At 65.4% G+C, this 13,268-nt stretch carries 8 protein-coding genes; 6 read left to right on the top strand and 2 right to left on the bottom strand.

Annotation, left to right across the window (positions count from 1 at the left end; translation table 11 throughout):
• Window positions 1-39: 39 nt before the first annotated feature.
• Both ACOJSI_RS07595 and ACOJSI_RS07600 read right to left on the bottom strand, forming a co-directional pair.
• On the bottom strand, window positions 40-1,374 hold the full coding sequence (locus tag ACOJSI_RS07595) for a sensor histidine kinase (RefSeq protein WP_420137661.1): 1,335 nt from the start codon (window positions 1,372-1,374) through the stop codon (window positions 40-42).
• Window positions 1,364-2,764 (bottom strand): sigma-54-dependent transcriptional regulator, encoded by a 1,401-nt coding sequence (locus tag ACOJSI_RS07600; RefSeq protein WP_420137662.1) that lies wholly within the window; start codon window positions 2,762-2,764, stop codon window positions 1,364-1,366. The genes ACOJSI_RS07595 and ACOJSI_RS07600 overlap by 11 nt, the downstream gene beginning before the upstream one ends.
• Window positions 2,765-3,018: 254 nt before the next feature.
• Here ACOJSI_RS07600 and ACOJSI_RS07605 point away from each other — a divergent pair, with 254 nt between their 5' ends.
• From ACOJSI_RS07605 to ACOJSI_RS07630, 6 genes are all read left to right on the top strand, one after another.
• Window positions 3,019-4,320 (top strand): efflux RND transporter periplasmic adaptor subunit, encoded by a 1,302-nt coding sequence (locus ACOJSI_RS07605; RefSeq protein ID WP_420137663.1) that lies wholly within the window; start codon window positions 3,019-3,021, stop codon window positions 4,318-4,320.
• Window positions 4,321-4,459: 139 nt separating this feature from the next.
• Complete coding sequence (locus tag ACOJSI_RS07610) at window positions 4,460-5,140, top strand: ABC transporter ATP-binding protein (RefSeq protein WP_420137664.1); 681 nt, start codon at window positions 4,460-4,462, stop codon at window positions 5,138-5,140.
• Between the two features lie 106 nt (window positions 5,141-5,246).
• Window positions 5,247-7,721: an FtsX-like permease family protein gene (locus tag ACOJSI_RS07615; RefSeq protein ID WP_420137665.1), complete on the top strand. Its 2,475-nt coding sequence runs from the start codon at window positions 5,247-5,249 to the stop codon at window positions 7,719-7,721.
• Window positions 7,722-7,730: 9 nt separating this feature from the next.
• On the top strand, window positions 7,731-10,241 hold the full coding sequence (locus ACOJSI_RS07620; RefSeq protein WP_420137666.1) for an ABC transporter permease: 2,511 nt from the start codon (window positions 7,731-7,733) through the stop codon (window positions 10,239-10,241).
• Window positions 10,242-10,336: 95 nt separating this feature from the next.
• Window positions 10,337-11,752: a DUF4139 domain-containing protein gene (locus tag ACOJSI_RS07625; protein WP_420137667.1), complete on the top strand. Its 1,416-nt coding sequence runs from the start codon at window positions 10,337-10,339 to the stop codon at window positions 11,750-11,752.
• On the top strand, window positions 11,752-13,260 hold the full coding sequence (locus ACOJSI_RS07630; RefSeq protein ID WP_420137668.1) for a DUF4139 domain-containing protein: 1,509 nt from the start codon (window positions 11,752-11,754) through the stop codon (window positions 13,258-13,260). The genes ACOJSI_RS07625 and ACOJSI_RS07630 overlap by 1 nt, the downstream gene beginning before the upstream one ends.
• The last annotated feature ends 8 nt before the right edge of the window (window positions 13,261-13,268 follow it).

Consider the following 13,268-nt stretch of genomic DNA (forward strand, 5'->3'; position numbering starts at 1 on the left):
CACCGTTTAAGCCGTATACGCTTCGACTAAGATACTTTGTTACAAGACGATCTCGAAACAGGCGCCTCCCTCTGCCTGGCCAAGCGCGATCGTGCCGCCGTGCGCGCCGATGATACGCCGGCCCAGGCTGAGCCCGACGCCCGTCCCGCCCGGCTTGGTGGTGAAGAAGGGCAGGAATATCTCCTCCGCCATTTCAGCGGGGATGCCGGGGCCATTGTCGCCGATGGTGATGATAATCCGGCCGCCTGGTAGCAGGCCGATGATCAGGGTGACTTCCGGCGACCCACTATGGTCGCGCGCCGCCTCAGCGCCGTTCTTCAGCAGATTGATCACAACCTGCGCGAGCAGATCGGGATCGGCATCGATGGTGAGGTCGGCGGGATGAATGCGCAGATCGAGCGGGGCGCTGCGGCCGGCGTCGGATGCAGCGAACAGCCGCTTCAATTCCTCCGCCCAGGGCGCTGCGGCGAAGTGCCGGCGCATCACCACGGGCACGCGGCTGAACTCGCGGTAGGATTCGACGAAATGCATGATGCCGCTGGCGCGCCGAGCCAGGGTTTCCACCGCCATGCGGGCGTCGTCGATGGCCGGATCGCCCCGCGCGACCTCTCCCATCAGGCGCGCGGCGCTTTCGGCGAGCGAGACGACCGGCGTCATCGAATTCATGATCTCGTGCGTCAGGACACGAACCAGATCGGCCTGCGCGGTCAGCTCGACCGCCGACAATTCCTGCTGGATCGGCTGGACGGAGACGATGGCGAGCGGGCGGCCGAGCCGATCGAGGGAGGCGCGCGACACCATCGCGCGCTGCACGATGCCATCGACGCGCAGCGGGATGACCTTGTGGACGCCAACTTCGCTGCCCGCGCGCAGCAGCGTCACCAATTCGGCGCCATAGGGTGCGAAATCGTCGACCCGCGCGCCCGCCAGTCGATAGAAGGTCTTGCGTGCGGCCTTGTTGGCCAGCGTCACCCGCTCGGCGTCATCGACCAGGAGCAAGGCCGATGGTGCCTCATCCGCAAGCGCCGCCTGCACGCGCGCCTCGTCATTGGCTTGGGCGCGTTCCGCGCGCAGCTGCCGCATCGCGTCCCCCAGCGCCTGGCCCAGTTCATCGAAGCCGCCGCCAACGGTGCGGCCGAACCCCTGGCTGAAATCGCCATAGCGTAGCCCCTCGACGAAGCGAGCAACCTCCCGATTGGTCCGTCCGATATAATGCCACAGGCCCCAGGTTGCGCCGATAACGAACAGGGTGGCGAGCAGGCGCGCCGCGGCAAGGCCCGGCTGCCAGAGTGACAAGGCAAGGGCGGCAACTGCCGCCAGCAGGAGCAGCAGCCGCCAGCCGAAGCCGACGGCGAAATTCTGCTCAAAGCCCATGCTTCTCCATACGCCGATAGAGCGAGCCGCGGGTTAGGCCGAGCTCGGCGGCGGCGGACGAGATGTTATAGGCGTGTTTCTGCAGCGCGCGCTCGATCATCTGCTTTTCGGCGCGGCCCAGATGCAGTCCTGGCTCAGGCGCGGGTATGGCGGCCGCGACGGGCGGCACGCGGATGGCGGGCGCGGAGCGGGCAAGCGGAAAGTCGGACACGGCATAGGCGTCGCCTTCGGCCAGGATGACGGCGCGTTCGGCCGCATGCCGCAAAGCACGCACGTTGCCCGGCCAATCATAGCCCGACAAAGCCGCCAGCACGGAGGCCGGCAGCGCGCGCGCCGGCTTGCCATATTTACGTGCGTAGACGCCCAGGAAATGATCGAGCAGCAGCGGCACATCCTCCGCCCGCTCGCGCAGCGGCGGCAGCGGAATTTCCACCGTGTTGAGGCGAAACAGCAAATCGGTGCGGAACTGGCGCGGATCCTCCAACTGCTCGGGCGGCAGGTTGGTCGCGGAAACGACGCGAATGTCGATCGGGATCGATTTGTTCGATCCGACCGGGGTGATCTGACGCTGTTCCAGCGCGGTCAGCAATTTTGGCTGAAGGTGCAGCGGCAGATTGCCGACTTCATCCAGGAACAAGGTGCCGCCGTCCGCCGCCTGCATGCGGCCGATCCGGTCGGTGCGGGCGTCGGTGAAGCTGCCTTTCAGGTGGCCGAACAGCTCACTGTCGATCAGCGGCTCGGCAATGGCGCCGAGATCGACCGGCAGCATCACCTTGTCGGCGCGGCGCGAGGCGCGATGGATGGCGCGCGCCACCAGCTCCTTGCCGGTGCCGTTCTCGCCGGTGATCAGCACGTTCGCATCGGTCGGTCCGGCCCGTTCGATGAGCGCCAGCACGCGTCGGATCGCGGCACTTTCGCCCAGCAAGGGCACATCGCCGGCCGGCGTGGCGATGGCCTGGGCGCGGGCCTTTTCGAGGCCGGTCGCGCGGCGGGAATTGCGCAGCGCCGCAGCGGTTCGCACGGTGGCGAGCAGGCGTTCATTGTTCCACGGCTTGCTGACGAAATCGGTCGCCCCCTGTTTCATCGCCTCGACCGCGATCTGAACGCCGCCATGCGCGGTGATCAGGACGACGACCGCGTCCGGATCGCGGGCCAGGATGCGGCCGAGCCACAGGAAGCCTTCGCGGCCATCGGTCGCGCCGCGCATGAAGTTGGCGTCGAGCAAGACGACGTCCGGCGATCGCTTGGCGATCACGTCCAGCGCTTCCGCGGGCGAGGGTGTCGTTACGACCTCGGCGAACAGCTCGCGCAGCAGGAGCCGCGCCGCCAACAATATGTCGGCATCGTCGTCGACGACCACGCACAAATCGAATGCGGGTTTATCCGCCATCTTCTTACTCCCCCCGACATCAGGGATTAACCAGCCTCGGCCCGCGTATCAACAAACGTGCCAGTCTATCCAATTGCGTGCAGGGGCTTTTTCGTTCGTTTGCGGGCAGGCAGTCCGCAGACGCCTGTCCGGCAACGGACACAAACGTCCGGAAACGGACACTGGTGCCCCGTCACCCAGCGCAATTTTTCGGAAGCTGAACCGTTGTTAAGCCGTCCGCACCGTCTGGCACGACCTCTGCAATGCTGATCCCCATGAGCGTCGTGCGCATCCAGTCCGAGCCGTTGGCGGCCTCCTTTTCCGGGGGCATGGATCGGCCAATCACCCGTCGGAAGCTGCCCAAGGTCATCCTTGCCGCGGCCGGCATCGGGCTGGTGCTGCTGCTTGCGCTCGCCTGGTGGCTGGCACCGCGCGGCAACCGACAGACGATATCGGCGGATCGGCTGACCCTATCCGAAGTGCGTCAGGGCCGGTTCGACGATTTCCTGCCTTTGCGCTCGCTCGTCACGCCCGCGCTGACCGTCTATCTGGATGCGGTCGAGGGCGGGCGGGTCGAACGCAAGGTCGTCGAGGATGGCGCCTTCGTGCAGAAGGGGCAGCTGCTGGCGGTGATGTCGAACGCGGATCTGCAATTGGCGACCTTGCGGTCCGAAACCGATGTCGCCCAGCAGCTGAACAATCTGCGCGTGACCGAGCTCAGCCTGTCGCAGACGCTGTCGGAAAATGATCGGGCCGTGACGCAGGCGGAGAATGAACTGGCGAAGGCGCAACGTCTCTACGACCTGCAATCGCCGCTGGCGAAGCGCGGCTTCGTCTCTGCCAAAACGTTCGGCGACACGCGGGACGATCTGGTGTTCCAGCAGAAAAGATTGCGCCAGGTGCGCGATGCGCAGGCGACGCAGAGCCGGCTCCAGTCGAACCAGCTGACCCAATTGCGCGCCACCGCCCGGTCGCTGGAAGCGGCATTGGGCATCGCCCGCGGCAATCTGGATCAGCTCAATCTGCGCGCACCGGTCTCCGGCCAATTATCCTCGTTCGCGATCGAGGTGGGCGAAAGCATGAGCCGGGGCGAGCGGATCGGCCAGATCGACAGCCCCGGCCGCAACAAGCTGCGCGCGCAGGTAGACGAATATTATCTCGGACGCGTCCAGCCGGGGCAGATCGCGACGGTCGATTATGGCGGCAAGACCTATCGTCTGAAGGTCGCCAAGATCTTTCCGCAGGTGAAAAACGGTATCTTCGAAGCGGATTTGTGGTTCCTGGACGGGGAACCGCAGGGCATTCAGCGCGGCCAGACGCTGCAAGCGAAGCTGACTTTTGGTGATCCGACGCCGGCGCGGCTGCTGCCGAACGGCGCATTTTACAACGATACGGGCGGCCAATGGGTGTTCGTGGTGGCGCCGAATGGCCGTAGTGCGGTCAAGCGGCAGGTGCGATTGGGCCGGCGCAACACCGACTATATCGAGATATTGGACGGGCTGGAGCCGGGCGAAAAGGTCGTGACGTCACCCTATACGGGTTTCACCGACAAGGATCGGCTGGATATTTCGCAATGATCACCTCACCCGACCGTTCGCGTCGAGCGCAGTCGAGACGCATGTTCGAGCGAAGCGAGAATGCCTCGACTTCGCTCGGCAATGCCCCTCGACTTCGCTCGGGGCGAGCGGTGCGGGGCGGATGTTAGGGGAACGACCTATGCTGTCGCTACGTAATCTTTCCCGCGTCTATCGCACCGATACGGTCGAAACGACCGCGCTCGACGCGATCAATCTCGACATCTTGGATGGCGAATTCGTCGCGATCATGGGTCCGTCGGGCTGCGGCAAATCGACCCTGCTGAACATATTGGGGCTGTTGGATAGCCCTTCGTCCGGCTCGTACCGCTTCGGCGAGCATGAGGTTGCCGGGCTGTCGGAAGCCAAGCTGAGCGACATCCGCAAGCGCCATATCGGCTTCATCTTCCAGAGCTTCAATCTGGTCGACGAGCTTTCGGTGCGCGAGAATATCGAGCTGGCACTTCTGTATCACGGCATTGGCGCCGCCGAACGGCGCGCGCGGGTGGACGCGGTGATGGACAAGGTCGGTGTCGCGCATCGCGCCGATCATCGCCCCAGCCAATTGTCCGGTGGCCAGCAGCAGCGCGTTGCGGTGGCGCGCGCGGTCGTAGGCAGCCCGGACCTGATCCTGGCGGACGAGCCGACCGGCAATCTCGATACGCAGCATGGCGAGGAAGTCATGCGCATGCTGCAGTCGCTGAACCGTGAGGGCACGACGGTGGTGATGGTGACGCATTCGCCCAGCCATGCCGATTATGCGGGCCGCATCGTCAACATGCTGGATGGGCAGGTATTGGCCGAGCGCAAGCGCGCCGCATGAGGAACACCCCTGCGTAGTCAGCGCGCAGGGGCGGGTGAGGGCTCCGTTCCGTGTCCCTTCCGGCCTAGCCGGGCGGACGGGGCCCTCATCGAACAGGGGAACGGATATGGGCGGCATGCTGCGCAATTATTGGATGATGGCGATCCGCATGCTGGTGCGCCATCCCGGCCGCGCGGCGATCAACATCGGCGGGCTGGCGCTGGGCCTGGCCGGCTGCCTCCTGATCCTGAACTATATCCGCTACGAGCGCAGTTACGACAGCTGGCTGACCGACGGCGACCGCGTCTTCCAGGTCCAGACGACGGTGCGCGCGCCGGGCATGGCCGAGGTGCGCAGCCAGGCCAGCGCTTTCCCAATATACGAGGCGCTGCCGGGCGGTTTTCCGCAGATCGAGGCGATCACATCGGTCGGCTGGGGCAAGACCGTGACCGAGCAGAATGGCCAGCCGATCTTCCTGGATGCGACCGCGGTCGATCGCGACTTCTTCAAGGTTTTTCCGCTGCCGTTCGTACAGGGTTCGGCGGCAACCGCCTTGCGCGACCCCAATGCGATCGTGCTGACGGAAAAGGATGCGGTGCGCCTGGTCGGCACGACCGATGCGGTCGGCAAGATGATAATCATGGGGGCGGGTGCGGGCAAAGGGGGCAAGCGGATCAGCGGCGTGATCAAGGATCTGCCGCGCAATAGCAGCCTGAAGCTGGGCGTGATCTCGCTGCGCGATCCCAATCGAACGCCGCCGGAGCTGCGCGGATGGGGGCAGAATAACCAAATCCATTATGTGAAACTGCGCGCGCCCGGTGACGCGGCGGCGATCAATGCCGGCCTGTTCAATTGGGGCAAGCGCGTGATGCCGCCGGTAACGATCAATGGCCAAGCAGTTTGGCTGGTCGCAAGCGGCGTGTTCGCGTTCAAACTGGCGCCGATCGGCGCGGTCCACTTGGGGCCGGCGCAGGAGGCAGCGCTCACCCCCGGCGGCGATCCGCGCGCGCTGGCGACCTTCGCGGTCGTTGCGCTGCTGACGTTGGCGATGGCCATCGTGAACTTCATCAATCTCAGCACCGCGCATGCGATCCAGCGCGCGCGGGAAGTTGCTCTGCGCAAGGTGTTCGGGGCGACGCGGCGCCAGTTGATCGTTCAGTTCGTGGGCGAAGGCCTGCTCGTCGCAGGCATCGCCACGATCATCGCGCTCACCATCGCAGAGCTGGCAACGCCGACGCTCGCGCGGATCATCGGTGCGGACCTGCGTGTCGGCTATCTCGGCCGGGACGGATTGCTGCTGCCGGCGATCGGCATGTTCCTGCTCGCGGGCCTGGCCAGCGGCCTCTATCCCGCGTTCGTGATCAGCCGGTTCCGGCCGGCGCGCGTGCTCCATGCCAGCCGCGGATCGGCGGAGACACCGGGCGGCAGCCGATTGCGTAACCTGCTGGTGGTTGTTCAGTTCGCGATCGCGATCGGCCTGATCGCCAGCACCGTCATCGTCTGGTCGCAGACGCAGTTCGTGGAGCGGGTCGATCCCGGCTATCGCCGCGATGGGCTGGTGCAGATCGACAATGCCTGGCGCTTTACACAAGGGACCGAATATGAGGCGGCGCGCGTTGCGATGCGCGCCATTCCGGGCGTCACGGCGGTCGGCCGCACCGGGCTGGGGCTGGGATCGGCCGAAACCACCAAGCGGCTGACGCGTGCGCCGAATGGCGGCGCCTATGTGACGATGAGCCTCTACAGCATCGATGCGGGTTTCCTGCCGACGATGGACGTAAAGCTGCTGGCCGGCCGCGCATTGGGCGACGCCGTCCCCCTGGATCGCGTCGCCGACGCCAGTGGCGCGCAGCTGGCCCGTCGTGGCGTGAACGTGATCGTCAACCGCAGCGCCGCCGCACAGTTCGGCTTCCGCGCACCCAAAGCCGCGATCGGCGAGACGATCCAGGTCAATTTCGGCGATGCAATGGCCCCGGCCACGATCGTCGGCGTGGTCGAGGATACGCGCTTCCGCACCGCGCGCGATGCGCTCGATCCGATCGTCTACAGCTATGATCCCGAGCGGACGAGCCAGGTCGTGGTGCGTTATGCCGGCGCCCGGCCGGGCGAGGTGATGGCCGCGCTCAACAGGGTGTGGCGCCGGTTCGAGCCGGAAATTCCGTTCGAGGCGCGCTTCGCCGACGACATCGTACATGACCTGTATGCGGCCGAACGCGGGCGCACCGAATTGTTCGCGGCTTTCTCCGCACTGGCGGTGCTGATCGCCTGCCTTGGCCTCTATGCGCTGGCGGCCTTCGCCACCGAACGGCGGACCAAGGAGATCGGCATCCGCAAGGTGCTGGGGGCCAAGGTGAGCGACATCGTGCGGCTGATCGCCTGGCAATTTTCGAAGCCGGTCGTGCTCGCCAATCTGATTGCCTGGCCGATCGGGTGGTGGGCGATGCGCGACTGGCTGAACACGTTCGATCTGCGCATCGCGTTGACGCCCGTGCCGTTCCTGCTGGCAGGCCTGCTCGCACTGGCCATCGCGCTCGTCACGGTTGCCGGCCATTCGCTGCGGGTGGCGCGCACCCGACCCATTGACGCCCTGCGCTACGAATAGGAACGCGCCATGCTCCGCAATTATCTCACCGTCGGTCTGCGCGCCCTGGCGAAGAACAGGACCTATGCGTTCATCAACATCTTCGGCCTCGCGATCGGCATGGCCGCCTGTCTGCTGATCCTGCTCTTCGTGCGCTATGAGATGAGTTACGACCGGTGGCTGCCGGAGGGCGATCGCGCCTATCAGCTCCAATCCTTTTACAAGGCGGACGGGCGCGGCCAGACGGAAATGTCGCTGCAGAATGCGGCCTATGTTGCCGGCCCGACGCTGAAGAAGGATTTCCCCCAGGTCGAGCAGATCGTCTATGCGGGGTCAGCCCGACCGGTGATCCTGCGCAATGGGCGCGCCATCACCAGCGAAGACTTTTTCTTCGTCGATGGCCCCCTGTTCGACATCCTCAAAGTGCCTTTCGTGCATGGCGATAGCCGCAGCGCGTTGCAGAAGCCCGGATCGCTGGTGCTGACCGAAAAGGAGGCGGCGCGCCTGTTCGGTAGTGCCAATCCGATGGGTCAGACGGTGACCATCGTCGATCGCGGCAGATCGATCGATTATCACATTACCGGCATCATCCGGGATCTTCCGAAGAATACCCACCTCAGCCTGGGCATGCTCGCGCGCTACGATCCCACATCCTATTGGGCGGATTTCCCCGACTTCCTGACCAGCTGGGGATGGCAGGCGGGATATATCTATGTGCGCCTGCGGCCAGGTGCATCGGCGACGGAGATGAACCGCCAACTGCCGGCATGGGCCAAGCGCAACATCCCCGATGACGTCGTTGATGGCGTGCGCAGCAACCGCGCAGATACCGAAAGCTGGGAACTTACCAATGTGCGCGACGTGCATCTGGGCAAGGCGCAGTCCGGGGCGATGATGCCCGGCAACGATCGGCGTTCGCTGGTGACCTTCGCGATTATCGCTGCCCTGGTGCTGGGCATGGCCTGCGTCAATTTCACCAACTTGGCGACGGCGCGGGCGAGCCAGCGTGCGCGCGAAGTGGCGTTGCGCAAGGTGCTGGGCGCACAGCGCAAGCAGCTGATCCTGCAGTTCCTGGCAGAATCCGTTTTGGTCGCCACCTTGGCGATGCTGGTGGCGCTGGCGTTGACCGAATTGCTGCTGCCTCTGCTCAACCGCTTTCTGGATGCGCAGCTTGCGCTCCATTATTTCGGTCGCGATGGCGTCTTGCTGCCGGTGCTGGTCCTGGTGCTGCTGGTCGGCATTGCCGGAGGCATCTATCCCGCCTTCGTCCTCTCCGGATTTCCGCCGGCGAAGGTGCTGCGCGCGAACAAATCCGCGGCCGATGCGCGCGGATCCGGCGTGTTGCGCAACATCCTGGTAATCGGGCAATTCGCGGTTTCGATCGGGCTGATCGCCTGTACGATCATTATCTATGCGCAGACCGTTTATGCGCGCACCAGCGACCCGGGGTATAAGCGCGAGGGACTGATCCAGGTGCGCAACATCAACCGCACGGTCATGCCGGTGATCGAGACGCTGCAACACGAACTGGCCCGCGTGCCGGGGGTCGTCTCTCTCGGCCGCTCCACCATCGGCGTCGGGACCCGCAACAGCAGTAATATGGGGGTGAAAGGGCCGGGTCAGACGGAGGCGCAGTCGATCGGCATCTATCGCGTCGACACCGGCTTCTTCCGCACGATGGAAATTCCGGTGCTGGCGGGCCGGACCTTTATCCAGGGGCGGGCCATGGATGATACCACGCTGGAGGGGTTCCCGCCCAAGCCCACCGATCTTGCCGCGCTTACGCAGCGCGGCTTTAACGTGGTGGTGAACGAGCTGGCGGCGAAGCGGCTGGGGTTCCGCAGCCCGGCAGACGCGATCGGCAAAATGGTGCGCGCCGAGACCGGAAGCGACGCCAGCGATAGTAGTACGCCGGTCACCATTATCGGCGTGGTCAAGGATTCACGCTTCCGCTCGATCCGCGATCCGCTGGAACCGATCATGTTCCAATATGATCGCCACGGCCCGGACAATCTGATCATCCGCTACGATCATGCCGATCCGAACAGCGTGCGCGAACAGCTGGAGCGGCGGTGGAAGCAGATCGTGCCGGATGTGCCGTTCGAGGCGAGCTTCTCCGACGATATCGTGTGGCGGCTTTATCAGGCCGAACGTGCACGGGCGGGCATGTTCGCCGCCTTTGCGGCGCTGGCGGTGGTGGTCGGCTGCCTGGGTTTGTTCGGGTTGGCGGCGTTCACCGCCGAGCGCCGGACCAAGGAGATCGGCATCCGCAAGGTGCTCGGCGCGCGTACGCGCGATATCGTGCGCCTGCTGGTATGGCAGTTCAGCCAGCCGGTGCTGATTGCCAACCTGATCGCCTGGCCGGTCGCCTGGTGGGTGATGCGCGACTGGTTGAACGGCTTCGATGCGCGGATCGCGCTCAGCCCGCTGCCCTTCCTGTTCGCAGGCGGATTAGCGCTGGCGATCGCGATTGCCACGATCGTCAGCCATGCCGTTCGGGTCGCGCGGGCCAATCCAATCCTGGCATTGCGCTACGAATAAGGGCGCGCGGGATACAGTAAGCGACAATCGTGCGCGCCCCCTTGGTTTCGTCATGCTGCCGGGCCATGATCCGGCAAAGACGACAGGGGGATGATATGCGCGTGGGATTGCTGGCCGGCCTGATGCTGGTTCCGTCGATGGCGCTGGCGCAGCCTGCCCCGCAAACGCCGCCCGCCGTGGGTGGCAGCGCGCAGGGCGATCTGTCGCTGACCATCTACACCAACAATCTGGCGCTGGTGCAGGATGTGCGGACGATGACGCTGCCGGTCGGCCGCACGCGCCAGCCCTTTGCGGATGTGTCCGCCGCGATCCGGCCCGAGACGGTGGGCCTGAGCGCGCCGGATGCGAGCGTGGTCGAGCAGAATTTCGATTATGATCTGCTGAGCCCGGCCAGCCTGATGGAAAAGGCAGTCGGCGAGACGGTGACGCTGCTGCGCACCAACCCGCATACCGGCGTCGAAACGCGGGAACGCGCCACGGTGCTGGCGGTGAATGGCGGCGTGGTGCTGCAGATCAACGGCCATATCGAGATTCTGCGCGATGACGGCCTGCCCGTGCGCGTGATCTTCGATCGCGTGCCGGAAAGCCTGCGTGCACGGCCGACGCTTTCGATCAGTCTCGACAGTCGTCGCGCCGGACCACGGCCGGTGACTTTATCCTATCTGTCGGGCGGCCTCGGCTGGAGCGCGGATTATGTCGCGCTATTCGACGAGAAAGCCGGGACGATCGACGTGCAGGGTTGGGTGACGCTGACCAACACGACCGGCACGAGCTTCATCAACGCCAAGACCCTCCTTGTCGCGGGGCAGGTGGGCAGCGGCGACGACGACAATAGACGTTTCCGCCGCGTACCGGCCCAGCCGATACGCCGCGCCGGAACCGAGACGGCGGCACGCGAGCAGCTCGGCGATTTCTACCTCTACCCGTTGGCCGAGCGGACGACGATCGCCGACAAGCAGACCAAGCAGGTCGGCTTCCTGGACGTGAAGGGTGCGCCCGCCACCAGCGGTTATGAATATCGCAACGACTGGCTGGGGAGTGCCGATGAGGCGGCGAGCGCGGCCAGCGTGCTGCGCTTCAGCAATTCGGCCAAGGGCGGGCTGGGCGATGCGCTGCCGGCGGGCACGGTGCGCGTCTATATGCGCGATGCGCGCGGCGACCCGCAATTCGTGGGCGAGAACCGGATCGATCACACGCCGCAGGGGTCGGATCTTGCCATTCGCACCGGCGATGCGTTCGACGTGAAGGTCAAGCCGGTGGTGGTCGAGCGCGTGCGCGTGAGCGATACACGCTGGCGGACCAAGATGCGCTACGAGCTGACCAACGCCAAGGATCGCGCTGTGACGGTGACGCTGATCCAGGGTGGCGTGCCCTGGTGGTGGAGCGATACGCGCATCACCGACCAGAGCCTGAAGAGTGAACGACGCGACGCCGATACGGCGGTGTGGCAGGTGACGGTTCCGGCCAACGGCACCGCGACGGTCACCGCCACTTTCGACACGCGGATCTGATGCTGGCCCTGGCGGTGTCGCTCGCCGCCGCGCTGCCGGCGGTGTCGTCGCCCGCGCCGGAACGCGTGGCGTTGACCATTTATCGCGCGCCGTATCGCGGCACGCGCACGCCGATCAATCTCGCATCGCCCGACGGCTTCGCGCTGATCACGGAGACGCGCACGATCAATCTGCCGCGCGGCGAAACGACGCTGCGGTTCATCGGTGTGGCCGATGGCATCATTCCCGCAAGCGCGATCGTGACCGGGCTACCCGGCGGCACGGTGGAGAAAAACCGGGATGCACGGCTGCTGTCGCCGGCGTCGTTGGTCGACGGCACGCTTGGCCGCCAGGTAACGGTGCGGCGCACCAACCTGGCTACCGGAAAAGTCACCGAGGATCGCGCGACGATCGTTGCGGTCCCCGATGACGGGAGGGGCGGCGTGATCATGCGCACGACCCAGGGTATCGAAACCTGGCGCTGCCCGGGCCTGCCCGAGAAGATGGTGTTCGATGGCGTGACGAACGGGCTTTCGGCCAAGCCCGTGCTGAGCGTGACGACGCGCAGCCCGCGCGCGGGGCGGGTGACCGTGCGCCTGTCCTATCTCGCCAGCGGTTTCGACTGGAACGCCAGCTATGTTGCGACGCTGACGCCGGGCGGCACCACGCTGGACTTGTTCGCCTGGACGACGCTGGCCAACGCCAATGCGCAGAGCTTTCGCGATGCGCAGGTGCAGGTGGTCGCGGGGCGGCTCAACCAGCAGCGCGTGCAAACTCTGATGACGCGGGCGCAATCCCTCCGGTTGCAATGCTACCCGCGCGGTACGACGACGTCGGACCTGCCGGTGATCCAGCCTTATCAGTGGCCCGCCGGCGAGATGATCGAAGTATCGGCGAGGCGCGCGGTCTATAGCGTGCCAGCGCCACCGCCACCCGCGCCACCGCCACCTCCTCCGCCACCTCCTCCGGAGGATCTGGGCGACCTCAAACTGTATCGCGTTCCTGAACGGGTAACCGTCGCCGCCAATGCGCAGAAGCAGGTGGCCCTGCTGATGCAGCCGCACGTCGCCTTCGAGAAAATCTATCGTGTCGCCTTCCCATCGTGGAGCAACGATGTGAGCGCTGCCGCGGCGATCGTGCTGCGGATGAAGAATGACGTGAAGGACGGGTTGGGCGTGCCTCTCCCGACGGGGACCACCACCTTGTATCAAGCGGACAATCAGCAGCGCTTGTTACTGGGCATGGGGGCCATTCGGGACGTCGCCAAAGGTGAACCCGTGCGGATCGCGGCAGGCGTGAGCGAGCAGATCCTCGCGCGCCAGACCATCCAGGGCAAGCAACGGCAGATCACCGTGACCAACGCCAATTCGTTCGCCGCCCCTCTGGAAGTGGCGATCGGCAATGCCGGCGAACCGGATTATCGCGACACCAGCGCGCCCCTGGAGCGGATCGACGGTGTTCAGACCTGGCGGGCTACGCTGCCCGCCAATGGCAGTGCGGCTTTGACCTACACCGTCCCCGATCGGTAAGCGCACCG

Source organism: Sphingomonas sp. (assembly GCF_048595155.1).
Classification (GTDB): domain Bacteria; phylum Pseudomonadota; class Alphaproteobacteria; order Sphingomonadales; family Sphingomonadaceae; genus Sphingomonas_I.